The following is a 23445-nucleotide window of genomic DNA, read 5'->3' on the forward strand; positions in this document are numbered from 1 at the left end:
TCGGATAGGTCGGGCGGTTATTCCGGCAAGTCAATCTTGCCGACAAAAGAATAATAGATTTCGATTTCCTGTCTGCGGAGTTTTCCCCGACGTTTCCCGTCAAGGGATTCCGATTCATGGACAACGATTTTCTCAATCATTTCCCGCAAGAGGGTGGGGGTAAGTTCCTCAAAGGCAAGGTGTTTTCTCACAATCCCCATGAATTTCTCCGCGTTGACGGTGGCGGCCTGCGACTTGTCCAGTTCTTCCTGCAAACCGGCGGCGCGGTCTTTCAGTTCCCGCTGTTCCTGCTCGTAGTCTGCGGACAGTTCCATGAAACGCTCGTCGCTGATTTTCCCGCTTACGTTGTCCTCATACAGACGCTTGATAATGCGGCTGATTTCGGAAATGCGCTCCTGTACCTGTTCAAGCTGCTTGGTGGCTGCGGCGGTCTTTCTCTTGCCGCCGATTTCGTTCTGCTGGATAAGCAGCTTGACAAAGCGGCTCTCATGCTTGGCGGCGTATTCCGTCACTTGCCGGAGATTGGAGAGGACACCGGCGGTCAAAAGGTCGGTGCGGATAAAGTGCGCCGTACAGTCGCGGGTGCGCTTTTTGTAGCTGCCGCAGATGTAGCAGTCCTGTTTCCGCTTTTCCGTCTGGTATCTCTGCTGATAGAGGACGCTGCCGCAGTCGGCGCAGAACAGCATACCGGAGAACAAGCCCACTTCATCATAGCGGTTAGGGCGTTTGCGCTGCTTGCGTAACTCCTGCACACGCTCCCATGTTTCCGCGTCGATAATCGGCTCATGGTGGCCGGGGAAAATCGCCTGCTTTTCAATGGGGTTCTCTACGCTGTGCTTGGTCTTGTAAGAGGGCTTTTCCGTCTTGAAGTTTACCAGACAGCCGGTGTACTCCCGGTTTTCAAGGATATGCACGACGGTATTGGTCGCCCACTTACATTCATAGCCGGGGTGGTAGCGGCGGGTGCTGCCCGTCCTGCGGTATTCCAGTGTTCCCGGCGTGGGGATTTGCTGCTCCGTAAGCATACGGGCAATCTTGGTCGGGCCGTTCCCCGCAAGGCAAAGCTGGTAAATCTTCTGTACGACCGGGGCGGTTTCCTCGTCCATGATGTAATTCTCGTCCTCGTCCATGAGGTAGCCATATACCGGCTTACTGGTAATGGGCTTTCCGCTCATGCCTTTGGCTCTTTTGACAGCCTTGATTTTCTTGCTCGTATCTCTCACCAGCCATTCATTGAACAGATTTCGCAGCGGGGTAAAATCGTTGTCCATGCCGCCGTTTTCGCTGTCCACGTTGTCATTGACAGCGATAAACCGCACGCCCTTTTGGGGGAACAGCATTTCCGTATAAAATCCCACTTGCAAGTAGTTTCGCCCTAACCGGCTCATGTCCTTGACGATGACGGTGCCGACTTTCCCGGCCTCTATGTCCGCAAGCATGGACTGAAAACCGGGGCGGTCAAAGTTCGCGCCGGAAAAGCCGTCGTCGGTGTACCAGCGCAGGTTTGTAAAGCCGTTCTGCTTGGCGTAGGTTTCCAAAATCCGCTTTTGGTTGGATATGGAATTGCTCTCGCCTTGCAACTCGTCCTCATGGGACAATCTCGGATAAAGGGCGGTGATGAGGTTTTGGGTGGCTCGTCTTAACATAAATTCCTCCGTTTCCGACAGCCAGCCCCACTATTCCGTAGCTTGATTGTACCACGGAACAGGGCTGTCTGTATAGCGGTAAAATCGTCAAAGTTGATTCTTTATGATTTGTCAAATTGACGGTTGTTGTGTAGCGGTTTCGGCTTTCAGCACTTTTTCCATTTTGTCGGCGGCGGTTTCGGTGCTGCTCTCCTTGAAAAAGCCGGACACAACAAGGACGGTGTTCCCCATGCGGATTTCCGTCACGCAGTCCGGGCGGCGGGCGGCGCGGTCTGCTTTTCGTTCTATCATAGGCAGTTCTCCTTTCCTCCGGCTAACAGCGTTTTCAATCGTTCCAGCTTGCTCTGCGCTTTCCCCTTGCGGAAGTTCCCGCCGGTAAAGCGGACGGGCGGACACATCTCAATCAGCCGGTCATAAATCCGGGCGTGGGCGGTGTCCTTTGGGTGCTGTAATTCCTGCAAGGTCAAATTGGTGGTAACGATTAGGGGCTTGCCGCTGCGGTAGCGGCTGTCTATGACGTTGTAAACCTGCTCTAAGCCGTATTCCGTCCCGCGCTCCATGCCAAAATCGTCAATGATAAGCAGGGGATAGCGGCAAAGGCGGGAAATGTACTCGTTCCTGCCCTCAAAGCTGGCGGCAAGGTCGTTTAGGATAGCGGCAAAGTTCGTCATGTAGACGGGGATTTCTTTCTCCATGAGGGCGTTGGCGATACAGCCCGCAAGGTAGCTTTTGCCGGTGCCGACGCTCCCCCAGAACAGACAGCCCAGATTTTCCGCGTATTCCTGTTCCCATTCCTCCACATAGCGGCGGGCGGTGGCAGTCTGCGGGTTCTGGCCGTTGTCATTCTCGAATGTCCAGCCCCGCATGGTCTGGTCGGGAAAGCCCCGGCGTTTTAATTCCTCTACGGCGTCAAGGTGGCGGCGGCGTTCCTCGGCGGCCTGCCGTTCCTCCCGGATTTTCCGCTGGCAGTCGCACTCTGCCGGGTGGCGGTCACGCCCGAACAGCGTCTTTCCCTCCGGGAAATAGGATTCTTTGGGCTTGCGGCACTTGCCGCAGTACAGTAAACCGTCCTCGCCGGTGTAGTCCTCCGGCTCCGGGGCGGCGGTCATATTTGAAAACATGGTGTTCATAGGCTCTCTCCTTCCTCGCATGAGTAGTCCGGCAGGCCGGTTTCGGCTCCCTTTTTGTCATTGTCCGCCCATATCCGCAGGGCGGCGGCGTAGTTCTGATAGGTTTTCCCATTGGCGGCAAGGTAGCGGCTCATTTCCTCGATAAGCCGCTCCAGCCTGTCCGGGAAGTCGGCCTGCAACTCGGCGTACTCGGTTTCTGACAGATAGATATTTCCATAGCGGCCATAGGCGGGGGCGGGCGGCTCCCCACTCACTCCCATTGTTTGGCTCTCTGTAAGGTTGTTTATATTAGTTTTGTTAGGGGTCGGATTTCCGACCATCATAGGGTCGGGTTTCCGACCGTCATAAGGTCGCTTTTCCGTACTTATGAGGGTCGCTTTTCCGACCGTCATAGGGTCGGAAAACTGTACTACTGGGATAGGCGGCACTTTTACATAAATCCGGTTGGGCGCGGAAAATCCCCTCCGTTCCCGTTCTAAAAGCCCCGCAGCGTCCAGTTCGTTCAATGCCCCTTTGACAGCGGTACAGCCCTTGTCCAGCATTTCCGCTATCTCTGCTACGGGATAGAACACATAAATCCTGCCCTCGTCGTCCTGCCAGCCGTTCTTCTGCGACAGGGTGGAACGGTCTAACAGCAGCGCATACAGCAGCTTGGCGGTCTGGGAGATGTCCATTTTCAGCAGGAAACGGGGATAAGGCAGGTAGGGCGGCAGCTTTGTTTCGGCTGTGATATATTCAGCGATAAGGGTCGCCTCCTTTCCCGGCGGGCGGCTTTGCCCTCTTGGAAACAAAAGGCGGACAGTCGATAATGGTCGCCCGGAAACTCTGCTTACAGGTGCGGCGGCACTTGCGGCAAAGGGGATTGTATGTGATACAGTTGCGCTCATTGAGGAAAAACGCCCATTCCTGCTTGCGTTTCTTACTCATTCTCGGCATAGCGGCTCCTTTCTGCCGTTCCTATCGGGATAATGGGATAGGCGGCGTTTTGTGTATCGTTTCGGTGTCATTTTCAAGGTTTTTCTGCCCTGTACGCCCCTTGAAAAATCCGGATGGTATTGCGGATAGGGGAAGTACCGGCAGTCTGTTTTGTAGGTTCTCGGTATCAGTCCGGGGCGGTTTTTATCGGTCTAAATCTTGCCGCCTGCCGCGCTGCGGCTCATTCCGGCGTAACATCTGGTCGATATTGCCCTTGACGGTCTGAAGGTGACGGACGCGCTCTTTCTGCTCCCGGTAGTCGTGATACAGCCCGTCTTTCTGGACGATAAGTTCCTCAATCTCGGCCTGCAACGCTTTCCGGGCGGGCAGCTTGGAAATACCATGCTCCCGGAAATAGTGGGCGGCTGCGTCGGCTATAATAAACTCGCTTTCGTGCGCCTGCCGGTAAGCTGCGCGGGCTTTCTCGGACTTCTGGGCTTTCAGCCCGTCCCGGACAGGCTTGGTCTTGGCGTAGGCAAGTACCTGCCGCTGCAATTCCTTTTTCCCGGACAGCTTCTTTTCCAGTGCTTTCAGCTCGCCGGTGGTCTGGCGCAATCCCTCATGGGCGGCGGCAAGGGCAGTTTCCAGTTCTTCCGGGGAAGTAAAGCCGTACTCCTGGTAGGCGTTCAGCGTCGCCGCCATTTGTTTGAGGTTGTGCATGGTCGCCCATTTCTCATATCCGCGCCCCTTGCCCTCGGACAGTTTCTTTTGAATGTCGATAAGCCGCTGTACGCCGTCCTGTTTCGGGGCGGTCTGCGTGGCTTTTTCGCGCTGTACGCTGGTTTTCTCCTGCCGGGGATATTCGGACATGGCGGCGGTCTTTTCTGCGGCTCTGACGGCGTTCTGCTCTAATTTCGCAAGGACGGCGGCGCGGTCAAAACCGTCGCCTAACTTCCGGGCGGTAATGGGCTTTGCCCTGTCCGGCGTGAGGTAGCTAAGCCGCCCCCGGCTCTCCTTGACGGTCACGCCCTCCCGCAAAAGCAGCGCGGAAAATTCGTCATAGCTGGTGGCGGTGGCAAGGGCTTTCCCTATGGTCTGCCGCAGCTTGTCCTTGTCCGTTTCAAACTTGGTCTGCCGGGGCGTGATACCGTCCGCAATCATGGGCGCGTTCTTCTTATCAAGGGCAAGCTGCCCTTTCTTCCGCGCCCAGTATTCCCGGTCTGTGACGCGGTTTTTGCTGCCGTTCAAAAGGTCTATCTGGTAAAGCCCCTCCCGGTGACACATCTCCATGACTTCGGCTTTGAAGTAGCGCATAGCAGCGTCGGTACAGCGGTGCTTACAGCCGTCCTTTGTGTCCGCCGGTCTGTCCATGTAGGGCAGGAACGGTACTTCCTCAACTCGCAGACTGTTAATGACGATATGCACATGAATGTTGCCGCTGTGGTTATGCCCGTCCGGGTGGGTGCATACAAGGGCTTGGTGTCCGGGGAAATGTTCCCGGCAAAACTGTTCCCCTAATTCCTGCGCCCGGTCTGCGGTCAAGCCGTTGTCCGGCGCGTCGCGGGGGTCAAAGCTGATGATATAGTGGTGGCTCTTTACGTCCTCCCGCCGCTGGTTTTTCCCATAGCGGAGATTGGAACGCATACAGGCAACGGCAAAATCCTCGCCGCCGCAGTTCAATGTAGACAGCCGGTAGCCCTCGCGGGGAATGAGCCGCCCGTTTTCATCAAGGACGGGTTTCATGGTAAACTCGTCATGCTCGAACATGAGGTAACGCTCGGCGGCTCCGTAGTCGGCGTTTTTAGAGTTGATATGCTTGAGTGTTGCCAACAGCGTCACCTACTTTCTGTAAGACCTCGTATTTGAGGGCGGCAAGGTCGGAAACGGCGGCGCGTACCTCGCCGGACAGGGCGTTGTAGGGTGCGCCGTACTCGTTGAGATACCGGGCTATCTGGTTTAGGTTGCCGCCGATCCGCCCGTACTCGGCGGCTAACTTCCCGACAGCGGCCAGCAATTCATCATTGACCGCCGACACATGGACAACGGGGCGTATGGTTGCCCGCCGTATGGCCTGCCGGAGAAATTCGGACTGGCTGATACCGTAAGGGGCAAGCCGCTCTGTGAAGTCGGCGTATTCTTCCTCGGACAGCCGGGTTTTCACAACGCGGCTGCGGTGGGGCGTGTTGTATTTCTTTCGCATGGTCGTGACCTCCTTTCTTTGCCGCATGAGCGCGGCGGGGATAAGCGGCGCAAGCCGCCATAGCAGGGTTTGGGGAAGGCACTCCCCAACAAGTTTCCCGCAGGGGCAAAATGAGCGGTAAGCGAATTTTGGTACTGTGGTAGAAACTTGCTCTTAGTAAGCCGCAGACTTCCCCCTATCCGGCACATAGCCCCCGGCGCGGGGGTGGGGAAAGCTGATACCGGCGGGAAATATCCAGTTGCGGCGGGGATGGGGCTGCGGTGTGCCGTTTCCTTTTGCCGCTCATAAAGCGAATGGGACGGCGGTTTTTACCCGCTGTTCTTCCTTTCCGCTAAAGATACACTTGGAGAGGGCTTTTCTGCCCGCTGTTCGGGAATTTTTACAAATTTTCTCTCGTTTCTTATAGTTCCGGCGGCGTGGGAAATGCCAAAGGTGGGGCAGATTTCCTCCGCTCAATCCCAACTCCCCAAAAAAGATGAAAAATGCCAAATGGAATGAAAAGTTCTCCCTATTCCCTACAAACCATGAAAAAGGGAAAATGACGGAGATTTCATAAAATTTTTCTCTTTGTACCTAAAGACGGACAACTTTTCAAAATGCCAAATGGACGACAAAAAAAGCAGCAAATCTTTTCAGACTTACTGCTTTTCGCTGCCGCCGGTGGCGGTAGATTATTCAATTAGTTTTACAAACTGGGATTTGTTGATTTTTTCTGTTGCGCTCATTTCTTGATAATGTAAAAGTTAAACCAGGGTTTTTGTTAAACGTGTTCCAATGGTTAAATACGGCTCACCCAAATATTCGTTTTCTTCAATTACATAGCCATTCTTTTGATAAAACGATATAGCGGCCGTATTTTCCTGAAATGCCCATATAACGATTTCTTGATAACCTCGCTTTTTAGCTTCTCGTTCAGAAAAAGAAATACATTGGCTGCCGATATTATGTCCTTGTGCTTCCGGTCTTACATAAATACGCCAAATCTCAAAAGCTCCTTTTTTATCCATATCTGCTGTATCGCCTATTGATAATAGCGCTAATATCTGGCCTTGTTCTTCCCAAACATATTCCAATAGCCGTCTTGATTGGAAGTCATGCCTTAGTTCCTCTGCGCGTTTTTTACAACCATCTTCATTTAGCAAAAGTGGATTTACATAATCTGAATATGTCTTTTTCCAATTTGTATTCACTATATCAATCGCTATATTATAATCTTTCTCTGCTAAAGGTCGTATCATAAATTTGTTCCTCTAACTTGACTGCTAATTTTTTCAGCTCTATAAACTGGGATTTTATGAGATAATTTCTGCTATATGGTTTAAGGAATTGAAATCAACAAAGTCAACTTTTGAGTTAAAAGTTTCTATCATAGCTTTAATCTCAGCAGTTTTCTTTTCTTCTGGCAATTTTTTTGCCTTGTTATATAAAAGTGTCATCATTGTTTTATGCTTAAAAGTCAACTTTTGGTAATCAATCCCACCTCTTAAATGAAAAACAGATGAATCTTTTAATAAATGCTCTGGCACTTGTTTTCTTATGGAATTTCTGATATTGCTTATATTTGCCTTATCACACACATCTGCTAATCCAACTGTCACGATAACCAGCTTTGTATTTGAAGATAATTTTTTAACTGTATTCTTTAACCCTTTAATGCCACCTGCATATAAACCACCAAAATAGATTATTCGCTCATAATCAGTTAAGGTTTTTATATCCTCATAGCTGATAACTGGAAAATCCGTCATTTCTGCAAATTTTTCTGCATATCGCTTTGTTGTGCCATACTGACTGCCATATATAATTAAAGTATTCATATATTTCCTCCACAACTTCCAATTTGTCACTGGCTTTATTATACTCTATTTCGTCACATAAGTATAGCTGTATGCGGCGTTATCTGCCAAACTCATATTTAAAAATTGCGGTCAATAGCTTTTCTGTGATGTAGTCCTCTGTGTCCTGGTCTACCCGTCCATCAACAAGAGAGTAATAACAGATAAGTCCCCGGTAATGCTGTAAAACAGTGTTGACCGCCTCCGGCTCGCCGCTGGTGGCTTTGATGATTATTTCGTATGGGAGAAGTCGGTTATTCCTCATGCGCCATTCCCTCCATTTCCTCATAAAGCCGCCGTATGGACTTGCGGATATGGCGGCCGGTCGCGCTGCGGCTGCGCCCGTACAGCTTGCCGATTTTCTCCTGTGAAATGCGGCGGTAAAAGGATAGGTAAAGCATTTCCTGTTCTTCTACCGGCAGACGGGAGAGAGCTTGTACCAGCAGGCCGTTGTTCAAGATAACCGTATCGCCGCAAAGGTTCAGTATGTATTCCTCGTCCGGCTCCGGGGCTTGAAAACATTTATCGTTCGTGCCTAAAGGGTGATATTTTTCTTCTGTGAGGTATTCAAGGGATATTTCTCTTTTGTATTTGCGGTTCCTTGTTCTGACAGCAGTACACATAGCGTTGCGGATAACGACTTTACAAAAAGCGTGGAACGTGTACTCGATATGCTCTTTGTATTCTTCCGTACAGGTCATGGAAATTCCCCCTTTCCTCAAAGGCTTGTGCATGGTTGACGGGCTGCATTTATGATAAACAGGGGGCGGCAGCACTCTTTGCTGTCGCCCCTTGATTACCCTCCTGCAAAGACGGGCGGGGCTGTCAACGGCGGCGCGGTACGCGGCGTTCATCTTGACCGTTGGCTGGCTCGGCTGGCTTTGCTATATAATATTCACTAATCTTTTCCGCGCAATTTGATTTTAAAGATTACCAAATAGGGAAATATAAATCAATCCGATTGTTCCTATGGCAATGAAACTTAACGCCAAACCGACTCTTTTTTTTCGAGAGTCAAATTCTCTTCTTGAACTATCCGTCATATTAGAGGGATACTTATTTCTACCGATTAGGTATAATAAAAGACCACCACCGCCATTTCCACTAAGTGAAAAAATGCCCCAAAAATTAGGGTGTTTCAATCCTCTGCTTTCTGCATCAAGAGCTACTAATCTGAAAAGTTGATAAATAAAAGTAAATGCACCTAATAAAACCATAAATACAAAAGTAGTTGCTAAAACTATCATTACTAATTCCTCCTAAAGTTTTTTTATTATCTGATAAAATACCATACAAGTCGAGATAATACTGAGAGATGAACCTCCCATAATCAAATAGTTATTTTTTACTATTAGTCCATTAAACAATGTAAACAAAATGAGAATCAAAATATTTATGGCGATTGCTAAAATCAGTTTTTGATTACTCTTTACAGTGTTTGTGCTTTTCTCCAAATGTTCTATCATTTCTGTATCCTCCTTCAAAAGTCTGTCAAGGCTAATATCATACAAGTTACTCAGTTTGATTACACTCACAATATCAGGAAATGATTTTTCGTTTTCCCAGTTTGATATGGTTTGACGGGAAACTTGTATTTTCTCCGCCACACACTCTTGAGTTAATCCCGCCTTTACTCTTGCCTGTTTTAGCTTGACGCCTATCTCCATAACACTTTTCCTCCTTTCGTAAACACTATCACATTTTTTGAATTGATTGTCTATCAAAATTGCTTTACATCAACTAAATATTCTTGTCAAAATTCTTTTACATACAATATATAGTAGTTAAAGGTGGAACACCCCATATACATTTAGGAAGTATTTACCATTAACGATATCAGCGAATTTGCTATTTATTATACATTAAAGATACGGTTTTATCTATTGTTGTTTTTGTATTTTGGAATAGTGGGTTGTCTATCTTTTAATTTTTTATGTTACTTTATGGCACATGAGCATTGGAGCCAGGGTTGTCCGATCCGTAGCCCTCCAGGAGATTGACTACGCCCCACACGCCCAGGCCAGCGCCGAGAGCCACAACAAGGGTCTGTAAAGTATCAATAGCGGAAGAAAAGAACTGCATAGAGCCTCCATTTCTCCGGGTGTTCCCCGGCCATGAAAAAAGCCGCCATTACTGGCGGCAGGTTACAACTTCGGGACACTTTGTCCCAAAGTCCATTTATGCAAAGGCGTCTGGATCGTCGATGTCGTCATAGTTGAGGATGTCCTCGTCCTCTTCCGTGAGCGCATCGTCCGGCACAGCCACCTCATACATCTCACACGCCTCGTTAAGCCCGGGCCGCCTGCGGCGGTTAATGAGCTTATCGAGGTCAAAAGCGTTTTTGATTTTGTCGGCCTCAGCCGTGTATTTATAATTCGGGTGCTTTTTTAGGTCATACTTCGGGGAGTAGAACGGGGGCAGGCCCCTAAGCTGTAAAATGCACTTGTCCCCGGGCATGGTTGCCAGCTCGCTGGGCGTCATCAGCTCCCGGCCCAGCCGCTGGGTGTTCAGATTGTAGCTTTCCGACTGCCCCTTCGAACGGCCATCGGTCTGCATATAGATGGTTGCCTTCCCCAGCCAGTTTTCCGATATTTCCTTGATGGTGCTGGCCTCGCGGCCTCCCAGGAATACCACGCTGTCCATATTTCCGAGGATTGTCTCCGCGTGTTTATCGTAAATGGCCTTGCACTGCGCCAACTGCTGGTAAAAGAGTGTCAGCGATACCTCGCGGGAGCGGATCACGGCGCAGATTTTTTCGAGCTGGGGCACTTGTCCCGTGTTTGCCGCCTCGTCCCACAGCACCCGTACATGGTGGGGCAGGCGGCCCCCGTGAACATTGTCGGCCCTTTCGCACAGCAGATTGAACATCTGCGAAAAGGCCAGGGCCACAAGAAAGTTATAGGTCTGCGTGGTGTCCGAAATGATAAAGAACACCGCCGTTTTCCGATCCCCGATGCGGTCAAGCTCCATCTCGTCATAGCTCATAATCTCCCGGAGTTGGGGGATGTCAAAGGGGGCCAGACGCGCACCGCAGGAAATCAAGATCGACTTGGCAGTTTTGCCGCTACTTAACTTATATTTGCGGTATTGCTTGACCGCAAAGCAGTCCGGCTTGCGTTTCTCCAGCCCCTTGAACATATAGTCCACAGCGTTTAGGAAATTTTCATCGTCCTCCTTTACCTCCATGCCGGAAATCATATCGACCAGCGTGTTTATGTTTCGATCCTCGGCGGGCCCCTCAAAAATGATATAGGCAATCAGAGCGCAGTATAAGAGCGTCTCCGCCTTTGTCCAGAACGGATCGCCCTCCTTGCCCTCGCCTTTGGTGTTGGAAATCAGCGCATCCACAAATTTGAGGATGTCCGCCTCATTCTTGATATAGGCCAGCGGATTGTAGTGCATGGATTTTGAGAAATCAATGGAATTGAAAACCTTAATCCGATACCCACGCCGTTGCAGGAAAGCTCCCACCTGGGAGAGCACCCCGCCTTTCGGATCGACACAGACAAAGCTGCACCCGTCCTTTTTGTCCGCGCTGGCCTGGAGCAGCTGGGGAGTAAGCCAAAAGCGGGTTTTTCCCGAGCCGGACGAACCGATGACGCAGGCGTTTAGGTTGCGGGCGTTGGCTGGATTTTTGGGGCGGGTGTTCATGGTAAGGAACTCCGTCCCGGTCAGAATGATGTTGTTTTCAAACTTTGGATCGACGAAAGGGGCGATGTCTTTGGGGCCGCCCCACCGCGCCGATCCGTATTCTTCATCCCGTCTGTATTTTTTGGCGTTCTTGCTTTTGAAGTAAATCAAGAGCCGAAAGCCCGCCGCGCCCACGATGCCGATGAGCCAGTCAAGGGGATTAAGCCCCGGCGCAAAGTCGGCAAAGGCCGGGCTGATGGTCTGGCCCAGGCCCATGAGCTTATGGGGCAAATCCGCGCCCCCGGCCAGCCGGTAGGCCGTCCCCAGCTTTAGGCAGGCCCACAGCACGAACAGATAGGGGATATTGGGAAGTACATATTTCTTGATTTTATCTGTCCTCACGAACCGCCTCCTTTACCCGTTCCCGCTTGCGCGGTTTCTCCTTCGCAAGCTGATCCGCCGCCTGTTTAAGCTGTTCCCGGATGGGAACACGGCGGGACTTGGATTTATTCAGCACCTTCCGCGAGTATTCAGAAAAGCAGGCGGTAATCGCATCCGCCTGCCCAGCCTTGAAAAACAACAGATATTTGTCCGGCCCGGTTTTATAAAAGGCATAGTCCACATTCCACTTCCGGGCCACCCGGTCAAACGCCTTCGTGTCCCCGGATAGCTCAATGCTGTTTGTGGCCGCGCCGTGGGCCATGAGCTTTTTCACGCTCTGCCTGCCGTGGGGCGTCTGGTGCTCCCGGTGGGCCTTTCGGATCTTCCGGCCCACAGCTCCCACCACATAGGCAAGGCCCCGGGCCGTCAGCTTGCTGGCGCGGACAGATACGGCAATCGTGCGCCGGGAAACATCTTCATCAATCAGTTACACCGCCTCCTTTCCGGCGGCTACCTCGGGACAAAGTGTCTCGAAGTGCCGCCTATCGTTCCTCACGCTCCTTATTAGAAAGTTTCCGATAGCCCTCCAGGGAGGAGCCGTCAATAATCTCTTTGTAGGCCGCCATCTGCTCCCGGATGGAAAGTTTCGGATAGGAGAAAACCCGGTGTTCGGCGGGAATGTCCTTCGTATCGCGGTAAAACTCCTTAAAGTCCCCGCTGGTCTGGACAATATAGCCGCCGGGGGCAAAGTGGCCGCTCTTGTTGATGGAAATATCCCGCCCGTATGCCTCATAATCAAAATAATCTTTCAGCTCGTCCGGGATCGGCAAGTCCTCCGAAAAATAGCGGCCCAAATCCTCCTCGTTTTCAATATCGGGATAAAACTCGTAGCAGTCCAGATTTTGCGTAAGGTTGATCAGGTCTGCCACGCTGGAAGTATGACTGCCACAGTCAATCACAGCCTCGAATTTTTCCAAGTCGCTCTGATCCAGTTCGGAGAGCAGGCAGGCAAGATGGTTGAGCTCGTCCAGATTTTCGTATTCCGTCAGATAGTCATAGAGCCCCAGCACATCGCCATCAAAGCTGGTAATGAAAAACTCCTCATACCGCACCCCGTCCACGCCGATGCGCTTTAGGAGCGCCTGCACTTCCTCCGTGGTAGTGGGGAATTTCAGCGTTTCTCCTACCACTTCGCCCTCGTTGTATTTCCCCAGGTTCGTGATGTAGGCTTCAAAAAGGGCCGCCATCAGCGGCGGCCCTGGCCCTTGACGGTCAAAATGCCTTCAAGGGTAGTAGCCGTGATCCCCAGGCGCTGGGCAACGGCGATGTCGTTTTTCATGGCCTCGGTCATGGTATGGCCGCAGACCACCAGCACATGAGAGCGGCGGAGCAGATCGCGGCTCATATCAATGCCGCTTTTATGCTCCTCGGGAATTGCATCATTGAGAAACAAAGGCAGATACAGGGGAGGGCAGATGGGAGAAAACCCCGCCTCGTACACCGCCCGGCAATACCGGGCCGCCTGTTCCGCGTTTTCACTGTCGCCGCCAAGCCATGCGGCGGTAATATAAGCAAGTGGGCGTTTCATTGTCAAAACCTCCGATCTTTTATTAAGGATACTTCAGCCCAATCCCCCCGCCCTTTCCCATTCATGGGAAAGGGGGCGGCTCTGGAGGATATATGCCCCCGCCGCGCCGTTTTAAGTAGCACAGCCGGGGCAGACCGTCAAGGGCAAGCCGCCGCAAGCGGCGGTGCGTTGCACCCTTGACGGCCCACTCCCGGCTGTGCAGGAATATAGGCGGCGACGGGGGATATATCACCACAGAGCCTTCTGCAAGAGGGGCGGGGCCCCTCGGGACAATTTGTCTCGAAGTGGATAGGTTACTTGTCTTTTTCCATCTTTTTCGGGGCTTTTGCCAGCTCGGGCGGCTGTTTCTCTTTCCACTCGTCCAGCAAGGTCATAATCTGCTCCTTCATTTTGGCGGGTGTAACCTCCTTGCCAAAATATTTCTCCAGTTCAGCCATCGAAATAATCACGCCGCGATCCTCCTTTTTCTTTTCTGATAAGATGCCGTCAATCACATCGCCGTTGAGCTTGCCCTCCTTATCCAGCTCCCGGAGCTGTTTGGCCTGGGCCAGAGAGGGGGACGCCTGCTCCCCGTCAATGGAAACGGCAATCAGACGCTGGTTTTTCGGCTTGATGTAAGAGAGCTCCACCGCAGGCATAAAGCCCATCTTTTTATCGTCCACCTTGTTTATGAGCTCCGGGACAAGATGGTTAAGGCGCAGATAGCGCATGACTTTCTTATAATTCATGCCATGCGCGTTACCCACGATCTCAACGGAGCGTTTTCCTACATCCCCTTCGGCCACGCCTTTCAGCCGCCCGCCCTGGTGCTTAATGTCCTCCACTTCCAGATCCAAAAGGGCGGCCAGCTCGCTGGGGAGCGTCTGATCCCTCTGCTTATTGCTGTCCTTCATGGCCTCAACCGCCTCATGGTCGGTCATATCCCGGACAATAAAGGGCATTTCCTCCAGGCCCGCCAGCTCACTGCCGCGACAGCGCCGATGGCCCGCCACAATCTCATAGCCGTTTCCGTCCTTTTCGGGGCGGGCAAGGCCGGGAACCATAACGCCGTTGAGCTTGATGGACTCCACCGTTTCCTGCATTTTGGCATCGTCCCGCACCTTGAACGGGTGGGGCCGGAATGTGTGGAACGGATGGAGCTCGGAAAGTTTCAGATAAACCAGCTTGCCCTCCTCAACGGGACGGGGCGGCACAGCAGGCTCCTGCGGGGCCTGCTCCGGGGGAGCAGCCTCCTTTGTGGGAGTACCTTTCCCGGCATCCGGAGGAGCCGGAGCCTCGGGCGCTTTCCCGCCACTTCGGGACAATTTGTCTCGTTTGGACGGCTGGGCCTCGCCGGGGGCCGCCTTGTCAGCCTTAGACGGGCGGCCCTTGCGGGACCCGGCCTTCTTCGGTGCTTTTTCAGACTCCGCCTCGGTGTGCTCCGCCTTTTCAGATTTCGGGGGACGGCCACGGCGCGGCTTTTCGGGCTCCCCCTTTTCAGCGGCAGGATGCTCCATCGCGGGAGCCCCGGCCTCCTGTTCCGGGGGCGTTTCCGCTTTTTCCACCTCGGCCCGGGCCGCCCGGCGCTTATCCGCCATGAGCGCGTCAATCTGATCCGCAGAGATGACCACATCACCGGGCTCGGCAGGCCCGGCCTGCTCCGGCTGGTGTTCGGGAGCCGTGGCCTCACTGCGGGCTGGATCAGCCGCAACGGGCGCGGGAGCCTCCTCGGTTTTTGCCGCCTCGGGCCCCGTGTTCAGTTTTTCATCTGCCATTCACTAACCTCCTTTTCGTGAAAGTTGCACAATTTTCGGGCTTAAATTTCTGTAATTATTTTTTGGCCTCCTTCCGGTCTATCCACGCAAAAAAGCCGCCCAAGATAGCACCTGGACGGCCTTTCGCGTAATGTGATAGATCAATTTTTATTTTTTTCGGATTGCAGGCTCCGAAAAGCCTTGTATTTACAGCGTTCCTAATATGAAACAATCATAGGAAAAGGGTACCCTTTCCGTAAAAATCACTCGTTTTCGTCTATGACAGAAAGAGAGATTTTTGATTGTTGGGAATATCCCAAACCCACACCAAACTGGGATTTTTCTAACTGGGATTTATCTTCTTATATACTTTCTATCAAATCTTTTAAATAGAAAGTTGGTGTAACCATTGCTATTTTGCCTCCTGTATTATCACTCATTGTTCCATGCATAATGCCATGACACCAAGTGCGTTCTTTAGTAATTTGTATTACTCCATTTGAAGAATATCCTAAATCAAACACTGGGCATCCAGAATATCCTCCTACACTTGGGTTTTCTAAGCAAAAAAATTCAGACAACGTATGTGTATCAGCACGACTAAGTGTTACAAATCCAGATGAGGCATATGAACGAAATGTAAATGGAGAAAAGGAACCCTCCGTCCCTAAACCATGAGGAAAACCAATTGCAGTTAATTCATAATCTCTAGAAACAGGTTTATGTTCAAGATTAAAATGATTTAAGGGGAAGAATCTATTTTCCATAAACTTCATATTCTCATCTGTAAAATGAATAGGAAGTATGCTTATATCAGCAGTTTTATGGTATTTCCAATCGGTTATTTTACCAAACATTGAAAGTGGCAAATTTTCTGACTTTCCACCTTTTGTTGCAATTATAATTTGTGTAAAATTTGTTGTTTCGCACGCTACATGACTTGCAGTAAGAATCCATCCTCGAATTTTATTTTCATCGACCGAAGAACTAACAAACATTCCTGTGCCAACATTATATTGTGATTCACTTAATGGTGTTCTTAGTTCACATACAACTTTAAAAGCATCATCTCTAGTAATTATCATTTTCGATTATCTCCCTCATAAAAATTCAAAGTTGCCGCTTTGTATAGAAATATTATAGCAACCATATATAAATTTTTCTATTACATTCCTCATTTGTCGAAATAGCAGAGCCATCCACACTCGCCAACGGTCGAGATGAATGGGCTTCGCCCGCCGCTGACAGGTCTGTCCATCCCTGCTTATATGGCAGACAAGAGAGTGAAAGCAACGAGTGCTTTCGCTCTCGTATAGTATGGTTTTTCTTATATCTGCCCGTATCATTTTATATCGTCATAGAAAATCTGGGCACCATTTGGGTACCAAAGTGGCAAAATCATTGGTTTTATAAGTGCCCTAATGAACGGAAAATCCTGTATTTACAATGGCTTTCACAGCTCAAGACTTTTAGATAACAAAAAACTAATACTATTTTTTATGATAAAAGAACCAAACGATACCATACTTATAAAATCGTTTGGTTCTTTATTTGAATTTTTTATTATATCATATATCATTTCTTTTGTCAAATTACCATTTTTTCATTTTTTCAAAATTCCTGGCTTTGAATCGCGTTGGCAACTCTGGTATCCTTATAGCAGGATATCCTAAAAATATTTTTAGAAAGGAGTACCTGCACTTAGCCGGCGAGTGTTGGGAAAACATTATGTACCTTGAAAATCAAATAAATGCGGAAACATTCCAGGAACTCTGGCAGCAGGCATCGGAAAAGCCGACGAAATATGATCGCGTTCTTATTTCGCCCAAGGCAAATATGGCCGCCATACGGGACTATGGGCACTTTAGAATAAAAAACGCCTTTATCATAGTACAGTCTGGCACTATATGGCATGAATGGGAAATCTCTGACTTTAAACTCTTGAAATGTTCAGGTACATTTTCTTTCAATGCCAAAAGTATAAGGAATATAGCCGTATGCGTGGGGGAAGAAACGGAGGAACCGTCCTATCTTTTCTTTAAAGATATGGAAGAAGCATCATCCCATGATCTCTTTGCCATTGGCGCGGTAGAAACGGAAAAATGCATTTTAGCTTTCTGTTTTGATTGGCAAAACAGAAAAAATCAGTATCTCGTCGCAGATAACTACGACGGTGAAGATTCCGATCTCTTCTACATAATGAGAACACTAAAAGAATTACCTGACCGAAAGGAAGATATGAATGAAACAGCACATACCAGGAGCGAATATCCTATGGAAGGAATCCAAAATGGAGCGTCTACGTAACATCCGTCAGGGAGCACAAGCTCTCCCTGATGATGAGGAAGATACGGCTCCTCTTATTAGTAACGGAGAATTCTCTTCTCCTGTTAATAATAAAGAACATAACGAATTCCACAAGAAGCAGCATCGCCTAAAGGCAAATGGCCTATCGAAGGAATCCGGGATGATTCGTCCACGTGATATCCGTCAGGGAGCACAAGCTCTCCCTGATGATGAGGAAGATACGGCTCCTCTTATTAGTAACGGAGAATTCTCTTCTCCTGTTAATAATAAAGAGCATAACGAATTCCACAAGAAGCAGCATCGCCTAAAGGCAAATGGCCTATCGAAGGAATCCGGGATGATTCGTCCACGTGATATCCGTCAAGGGGCACATGCGCTTCCTAACAACGAGGATATAGTTCTCCCCATTAACAGCGAGAACTCTGTTCTCCCTGACAACAACAGGGAGAACAGCAAATCACCTCCGATATCCAAAGATCTCTTACCTTCAACAATTAGCCAGGGACTTCCATCACACCAGGATACTTTGCCAGAATCAGTAACCGACATTACCCGAGTTAAGGGGAGACAATGTTTCCACCCCGTTCCTTCGATTCCAGCTCCTAACCCTCAGAGTTCTTCCCGCTCACAGCCCATAATGGTGTTAGACGATCTGGCGAAAGCTGTTCTGGGCTGCGTAAAAATTATAAAGTATGGTGATTTGCTGTATTACTATACCGGCAAAACATACCGCGTTATAGGCAATGGAAGTCAATTACTGCGGCTCATACGATCACAAGTTAGTAACAACCCATTCGGAAGCACTAGTGTACGAAAATTTTCTGATTTATTAGTTTTTTTGCAATCAGATGATACTCTCGTTCCACAGGATTTGGACAGCAGATTGACTAAAGCTCAATACTACGTTGTGTTTCAAAATGGTGTTCTGGATTTGTGGGATATGAAATTATTATTGCATTCTCACAAATATCTTACTTTCTATGAATTGGATGCATTCTGGAATAAGGACACCCATTCACCAACATTCGAGAATTTTCTTGAAAAAATCAGTGGTGGCGATACAGAAATCATACAGCGTATCAAGGAAGTAATGGGATATCTGTTATCCCCTGTGAATGAAGGAAAATATTTCTTTGTAATGGGAACAACCCCGAATAGTGGAAAAAGTACACTTGGGGAACTGTTAAGGAAATTATTAGGAAGTGAAAATGTTATCAGCAGGGCTCCGTACCAAATGAGTGGGAGGTTCACTTTTGGGGATATCCACGGAAAACTTCTTGATATCGCTCCAGACTTGCCCAATGGGAAGTTTACCCCTGTCACCACCGCCATAATTAAACAAATTACTGGCGGAGATACCATAACAGTAGAGCAGAAATACGAAAATATGAAGGAAGTTAAAAGTAGAATGCGTTTTCTGTTCGGGAGTAATTTCCCAGTTTCAATCTATCCGGACAACAGTGATGAGGCCTTTTGGGACAGAATGATCCTTCTTCCTTTCCTGCATCCGCTAAAAAAGGAAGAGGAAGATCCGCTTATACTCCAAAAGCTGCTGAATGAGAAGGAAGCCATCATATATAAATGTTTAATGGCTTTTCACAAAGTTCTTAGGAATCACTGCATTTTCTCATATTGTAAAGCTGCTGAGGAAATGAAATCCAGTTGGCGATATTGTAAGGAAAATTCCAGTCAATCCATAATAGAATTTTCCAAAAAATTTATCATGGCAACGGGAGATCCGAAAGATTGGCTCTATTCGCAGGATCTATATCGACGGTATATTGAATTCTGTGAATGCGAAAGCTATGATTATCTCTCCTACACAGGCTTTCTATCTTGGATGTGCCATAACATAGAAGGCTGCCAACAAAAAAGAGTGCATCTAACAAATCATAATCCCAGATCTGCTTTAATTGGAATCAGGTTTAGTGGATTAGCCGAGGAATGCACGGATTGAAGAGGAGGAAGATTAAGTTATGAATAAACTTTATTCATTTTCCGATTTGCTGGTTATCTTCCCATTTGGTAAAACCAAATTACGCCAGCTTTTGCAGGCAGGTGTTTTGCCAGTGGTAAAAATTGGCCGGCAATATATAACAAATGATAAGGCCATAGAACGATGGATTCTAGAAAATAGTGGTAAGGAAATTATTTTTTAGTCCTGATGGTTCTTGACTCCAGGCGGCTAATGAAGTATTCTTACTTCGTGAGCCGCCATTTTTATCAGAAAGGAAGATTTAAATGGCAGATAGTACATTGAAAACTAGTCGACGCAAAAAAGGCACAGGAAACATTGTAAAAAAATCCAATGGAACTTATTTAGGCAAAATAAAAGTTTCTGGTTATGACGTATTCTACTACACTGGTACCTCTGAAAAAGAGGTTCAAAAGAAGCTTGCTGAATTTCACGCATTAACACAGCGTAAGGAAATAGTTCCGCGGCGCCAGACTGTTAATGAGTACATAGAAGTCTGGTTAAGGAACATCAAAAAACCCAGCATGAAGCCTGCTTCTTTTGACCGATTGGAGCGCACCTTTGAAAATCAGATTAAGAATACACAAGTCGGGCGCAGTCAGCTCGGGAATTTAACAACGCTGGAAATTCAGATGCTGATAAATTCCTATACCCAAACATTATCGTATTCTTCGCTGAAAAAAATTTACAATCTCCTGAATGATTGTCTGCGATATGCCGTGGCAGTGAGAGATCTTAGTTTTAACCCCGTAGATGGCGTTAGACTTCCCAAAAAGGAAAATTTATCGATTGCGACAAAAGTGATTCAGATTTTAAATAGTGAAGATCTGCAAAAGCTGGAAAATGCTCAGTATTCCTCCTGCTCCAATGGGAAACCGCGTTTTCGCTATGCGCCGGCATATGTCCTGATTGCCAATACAGGGCTACGCTCCGGGGAGGCATTGGCCCTTACCTGGGATAAAGTGGACTTCGATGCTCAAACGATTACCGTCTCTCAAAATGCTTCGCGTATAAAAAATCGTAGTGAAAATGGAACTTGTCAAAAAGGCAGCCAGCAAATTATCACGTCTACGAAAACGCAAACTGGCATCCGGCAGATTCCGCTTAATAGTAAGGCCCTTAGCGCATTGAATATGCTGAGAGATCATCAGCTGCAGGAGAATATTCAAACCAATTTTGTGATCGCCACTGCTTCCGGAAAAATGGTCGTACAAAATTCTTTCTATCAAATTTTCCAGAAGATGCAGAGAAGTCTCGGTATGCAGCCTGTAACAGTCCATGCCCTCCGCCATACGTTTGCCAGCAACTTAATAAAAGCAAATGTAGACATTAAGGTCGTAAGTCAGCTGATGGGACACTCTTCTGTAAAAATCACTTATGATACCTATGTGCATACTGATTTAAGACGCGCTGCTTCAGCCGTAATGGCCTTGGAATGAACAATGCTCGTTGCCCAGAGCGTCATGTTTGGTGAACTATTGGTGAACTATTTTGCACCGCCCAACGGTTTTAAACGGCTCAAAACGGCCATTTCCAGGGCGGCGCACCTTCACCGAACAGACCCCCCATGACGAGCTCAAAAGCCCGCAAACCCGCATAAAACCTAGATTTTTCACAGAAAAAAGGAACCACATTCCTGTGATTCCTCAAAGAGGCGACGACCGGATTTGAACCGGTGATAAGGGTGTTGCAGACCCGCGCCTTACCACTTGGCTACGTCGCCATATTCAATTTGACAATGACCCCAACGAGATTCGAACTCGTGTTACCGCCGTGAAAGGGCGATGTCTTAACCGCTTGACCATGGGGCCTAAATTTGCATATCTATCCTATCACATTTAACTGCCTCTGTCAACCAGTTCTCATCCCTATGGAACCGGATAGTATGAAAAAAACTCCCCGAGTAGGACTTGAACCTACGACAGCGCGGTTAACAGCCGCGTGCTCTACCGACTGAGCTATCGAGGAATATTGAAGATAGGAACTTTCACATACCTTCAAAACCACATATTGAACACATCCATCCACCCACAAACCTTCTGGTTAAGCCCTCGACCGATTAGTAACAGTCAGCTCCATACATTACTGTACTTCCACCTCTGCCCTATCTACCTCGTCGTCTTCAAGGGGTCTTACTTCTTTCGAATGGGATATCTCATCTTGAGGGGGGCTTCACGCTTAGATGCCTTCAGCGTTTATCCCTTCCAGACTTGGCTACCCGGCCATGAGCTTAGAAGCTCAACCGGTACACCAGCGGTCCGTCCATCCCGGTCCTCTCGTACTAAGGACAGCTCCTCTCAAATATCCTCCGCCTGCGCCGGATAGGGACCGAACTGTCTCACGACGTTCTGAACCCAGCTCGCGTACCGCTTTAATGGGCGAACAGCCCAACCCTTGGGACCTACTTCAGCCCCAGGATGCGATGAGCCGACATCGAGGTGCCAAACCACTCCGTCGATGTGAACTCTTGGGAGTGATAAGCCTGTTATCCCCAGGGTAGCTTTTATCCGTTGAGCGATGGCAATCCCACTTTCATACCACCGGATCACTAAGTCCTAGTTTCCTACCTGCTCGACCCGTCGGTCTCGCAGTCAAGCTCCCTTCTGCCTTTGCACTCTTCGAATGGTTTCCAACCATTCTGAGGGAACCTTTGAGCGCCTCCGATACCCTTTCGGAGGCGACCGCCCCAGTCAAACTCCCCACCTGACATTGTCCCCTCACCAGGTCATGGTGACAGGTTAGAAACCCAGTGACGCAAGGGTGGTATCCCAACAGCGGCTCTGCTTAGACCGGAGTCCAAGCTTCACAGCCTCCCACCTATCCTGTGCATGCATCACCGAATCCCAGTATCAAGCTGGAGTAAAGCTCCATGGGGTCTTTCCGTCCTGGCGCAGGTAACCAGCATCTTCACTGGTACTTCAATTTCACCGGGTGCATTGTCGAGACAGCGCTCAAATCATTACGCCTTTCGTGCGGGTCGGAACTTACCCGACAAGGAATTTCGCTACCTTAGGACCGTTATAGTTACGGCCGCCGTTTACTGGGGCTTAAATTCAAAGCTTCGCTTTCGCTAACCTCTCCTCTTAACCTTCCAGCACCGGGCAGGCGTCAGCCCATATACCTCACCTTACGGTTTCGCATAGACCTGTGTTTTTGCTAAACAGTTGCTTGAGCCTATTCTCTGCGGCCAGGTCTCCCTGGCACCCCTTCTCCCGAAGTTACGGGGTCATTTTGCCGAGTTCCTTAACAATGCTTCTCCCGCCGGCCTTAGGATTCTCTCCTCATCCACCTGTGTCGGTTTACGGTACGGGCACATGGTACGCAATAGCGGCTTTTCTCGGCAGCCGGAATCAGATGCTTCCCTACTTTTGTTCGGTCCGCGTCACGTCTTCGGATTGTATGGCGGATTTGCCAACCATACTCCTACCCCGCTTGCCCGGAGATTCTGTTCCCCGGTCATCCTATCCTTCTGCGTCCCCACAGTTCTGATACCATGTGGTACAGGAATCTAAACCTGTTGTCCATCGGCTACGCTTCTCAGCCTCGCCTTAGGCCCCGACTTACCCAGGGCAGATCAGCTTTACCCTGGAACCCTTAGATATTCGGCCTGGAGGATTCCCACCTCCATCTCGCTACTCATTCCGGCATTCTCTCTTCTTAAACGTCCACAGCTCCTTATCGGTACTGCTTCGCCCATTTAAGAATGCTCCTCTACCAATGATTAAAAATCATTCCTAGGCTTCGGTGTCGTGTTTTAGCCCCGGACATTTTCGGCGCAGGACCTCTCGACTAGTGAGCTATTACGCACTCTTTGAATGTGTGGCTGCTTCTGAGCCAACATCCTAGTTGTCTTTGAAATCCCACATCCTTTTCCACTTAACACGCACTTGGGGACCTTAGCCGTAGGTCTGGGCTCTTTCCCTTTTGACTGCCCAACTTATCTCGTGCAGTCTGACTCCCGTACATCATCTGGATGCCATTCGGAGTTTGATATTCTTCGGTAGGCTTTGACGCCCCCTAGGAAATTCAGTGCTCTACCTGCATCAGACTAATACGAGGCTAGCCCTAAAGCTATTTCGAGGAGAACCAGCTATCTCCGGGTTCG

Annotated in this window: 23 protein-coding genes, 3 tRNA genes and 1 rRNA gene (1 of these 27 only partly in view); 4 read left to right on the top strand and 23 right to left on the bottom strand. The window is 49.1% G+C overall.

Going from position 1 to position 23445, the window contains the following annotated elements:
- Window positions 1-17 precede the first annotated feature (17 nt).
- The 19 genes from KE531_07845 to KE531_07935 form a co-directional block, all read right to left on the bottom strand.
- Window positions 18-1646 carry a recombinase family protein gene (locus KE531_07845; protein ID MBR9953538.1) on the bottom strand — a complete coding sequence of 543 codons (1629 nt, stop codon included), beginning with the start codon at window positions 1644-1646 and terminating at the stop codon, window positions 18-20.
- Between the two features lie 111 nt (window positions 1647-1757).
- Window positions 1758-1937 (bottom strand): transposon-encoded TnpW family protein, encoded by a 180-nt coding sequence (locus tag KE531_07850; protein ID MBR9953539.1) that lies wholly within the window; start codon window positions 1935-1937, stop codon window positions 1758-1760.
- The gene (locus KE531_07855; protein MBR9953540.1) at window positions 1934-2776 is read right to left on the bottom strand and encodes an ATP-binding protein; all 843 of its coding nucleotides are present in this window, start codon (window positions 2774-2776) and stop codon (window positions 1934-1936) included. The genes KE531_07850 and KE531_07855 overlap by 4 nt, the downstream gene beginning before the upstream one ends.
- Complete coding sequence (locus KE531_07860; GenBank protein ID MBR9953541.1) at window positions 2773-3663, bottom strand: replication initiator protein A; 891 nt, start codon at window positions 3661-3663, stop codon at window positions 2773-2775. The genes KE531_07855 and KE531_07860 overlap by 4 nt, the downstream gene beginning before the upstream one ends.
- 232 nt (window positions 3664-3895) lie before the next feature.
- Window positions 3896-5521 carry a relaxase/mobilization nuclease domain-containing protein gene (locus KE531_07865; GenBank protein MBR9953542.1) on the bottom strand — a complete coding sequence of 542 codons (1626 nt, stop codon included), beginning with the start codon at window positions 5519-5521 and terminating at the stop codon, window positions 3896-3898.
- Entirely contained in the window at window positions 5493-5891 is a 399-nt protein-coding gene (mobC, locus tag KE531_07870; protein MBR9953543.1) for a plasmid mobilization relaxosome protein MobC, read from the bottom strand. The genes KE531_07865 and mobC overlap by 29 nt, the downstream gene beginning before the upstream one ends.
- 743 nt (window positions 5892-6634) lie before the next feature.
- On the bottom strand, window positions 6635-7129 hold the full coding sequence (locus KE531_07875; GenBank protein ID MBR9953544.1) for a GNAT family N-acetyltransferase: 495 nt from the start codon (window positions 7127-7129) through the stop codon (window positions 6635-6637).
- A gap of 54 nt (window positions 7130-7183) precedes the next feature.
- A complete protein-coding gene (locus KE531_07880) occupies window positions 7184-7708 on the bottom strand; it encodes a hypothetical protein (GenBank protein MBR9953545.1) in 525 nt (174 codons plus the stop codon).
- A 79-nt stretch (window positions 7709-7787) separates the two neighbouring features.
- On the bottom strand, window positions 7788-7991 hold the full coding sequence (locus KE531_07885; protein MBR9953546.1) for a helix-turn-helix domain-containing protein: 204 nt from the start codon (window positions 7989-7991) through the stop codon (window positions 7788-7790).
- Entirely contained in the window at window positions 7981-8427 is a 447-nt protein-coding gene (locus KE531_07890; protein ID MBR9953547.1) for a sigma-70 family RNA polymerase sigma factor, read from the bottom strand. Before KE531_07890 ends, KE531_07885 begins: the two co-directional genes overlap by 11 nt.
- A gap of 222 nt (window positions 8428-8649) precedes the next feature.
- Window positions 8650-8973, bottom strand: a complete 324-nt coding sequence (locus tag KE531_07895; protein ID MBR9953548.1) for a hypothetical protein — start codon at window positions 8971-8973, stop codon at window positions 8650-8652.
- A 12-nt stretch (window positions 8974-8985) separates the two neighbouring features.
- Complete coding sequence (locus tag KE531_07900) at window positions 8986-9393, bottom strand: helix-turn-helix transcriptional regulator (GenBank protein MBR9953549.1); 408 nt, start codon at window positions 9391-9393, stop codon at window positions 8986-8988.
- Between the two features lie 274 nt (window positions 9394-9667).
- Window positions 9668-9808, bottom strand: a complete 141-nt coding sequence (locus KE531_07905; GenBank protein ID MBR9953550.1) for a hypothetical protein — start codon at window positions 9806-9808, stop codon at window positions 9668-9670.
- Window positions 9809-9904: 96 nt separating this feature from the next.
- Window positions 9905-11758, bottom strand: a complete 1854-nt coding sequence (locus tag KE531_07910; protein MBR9953551.1) for a type IV secretory system conjugative DNA transfer family protein — start codon at window positions 11756-11758, stop codon at window positions 9905-9907.
- Entirely contained in the window at window positions 11745-12143 is a 399-nt protein-coding gene (locus tag KE531_07915; GenBank protein MBR9953552.1) for a PcfB family protein, read from the bottom strand. The genes KE531_07910 and KE531_07915 overlap by 14 nt, the downstream gene beginning before the upstream one ends.
- A 136-nt stretch (window positions 12144-12279) precedes the next feature.
- Window positions 12280-12984 carry an antirestriction protein ArdA gene (locus KE531_07920; GenBank protein ID MBR9953553.1) on the bottom strand — a complete coding sequence of 235 codons (705 nt, stop codon included), beginning with the start codon at window positions 12982-12984 and terminating at the stop codon, window positions 12280-12282.
- Window positions 12984-13325 (bottom strand): hypothetical protein, encoded by a 342-nt coding sequence (locus tag KE531_07925; protein MBR9953554.1) that lies wholly within the window; start codon window positions 13323-13325, stop codon window positions 12984-12986. Before KE531_07925 ends, KE531_07920 begins: the two co-directional genes overlap by 1 nt.
- A 293-nt stretch (window positions 13326-13618) precedes the next feature.
- Window positions 13619-15079 (bottom strand): ParB/RepB/Spo0J family partition protein, encoded by a 1461-nt coding sequence (locus KE531_07930; protein MBR9953555.1) that lies wholly within the window; start codon window positions 15077-15079, stop codon window positions 13619-13621.
- 341 nt (window positions 15080-15420) lie between these two features.
- Window positions 15421-16143 carry a trypsin-like peptidase domain-containing protein gene (locus KE531_07935; GenBank protein MBR9953556.1) on the bottom strand — a complete coding sequence of 241 codons (723 nt, stop codon included), beginning with the start codon at window positions 16141-16143 and terminating at the stop codon, window positions 15421-15423.
- Between the two features lie 643 nt (window positions 16144-16786).
- Between KE531_07935 and KE531_07940 the strand changes: the two genes are divergently transcribed.
- The 4 genes from KE531_07940 to KE531_07955 all read left to right on the top strand — a co-directional run bounded on the left by KE531_07940 (window position 16787) and on the right by KE531_07955 (window position 20779).
- Window positions 16787-17365 (top strand): hypothetical protein, encoded by a 579-nt coding sequence (locus KE531_07940; GenBank protein MBR9953557.1) that lies wholly within the window; start codon window positions 16787-16789, stop codon window positions 17363-17365.
- Complete coding sequence (locus tag KE531_07945; protein ID MBR9953558.1) at window positions 17301-19322, top strand: hypothetical protein; 2022 nt, start codon at window positions 17301-17303, stop codon at window positions 19320-19322. Before KE531_07940 ends, KE531_07945 begins: the two co-directional genes overlap by 65 nt.
- 19 nt (window positions 19323-19341) lie before the next feature.
- Window positions 19342-19524: an excisionase gene (locus KE531_07950; protein ID MBR9953559.1), complete on the top strand. Its 183-nt coding sequence runs from the start codon at window positions 19342-19344 to the stop codon at window positions 19522-19524.
- 82 nt (window positions 19525-19606) lie between these two features.
- Window positions 19607-20779 (top strand): site-specific integrase, encoded by a 1173-nt coding sequence (locus KE531_07955; GenBank protein ID MBR9953560.1) that lies wholly within the window; start codon window positions 19607-19609, stop codon window positions 20777-20779.
- Window positions 20780-20992: 213 nt separating this feature from the next.
- Here the strand turns inward: KE531_07955 and KE531_07960 are convergent.
- From KE531_07960 to KE531_07975, 4 genes are all read right to left on the bottom strand, one after another.
- A tRNA-Cys gene (locus tag KE531_07960) sits at window positions 20993-21063 on the bottom strand.
- A gap of 16 nt (window positions 21064-21079) precedes the next feature.
- Window positions 21080-21151 (bottom strand) — tRNA-Glu (locus tag KE531_07965).
- An 84-nt stretch (window positions 21152-21235) separates the two neighbouring features.
- Window positions 21236-21308 (bottom strand) — tRNA-Asn (locus KE531_07970).
- A 71-nt stretch (window positions 21309-21379) separates the two neighbouring features.
- Window positions 21380-23445, bottom strand: a 23S ribosomal RNA gene (locus KE531_07975); it runs 824 nt beyond the window's last position.

This window comes from Eubacteriaceae bacterium Marseille-Q4139, assembly GCA_018223415.1.
In the GTDB taxonomy this organism is placed as follows: domain Bacteria; phylum Bacillota; class Clostridia; order Lachnospirales; family Lachnospiraceae; genus CABSIM01.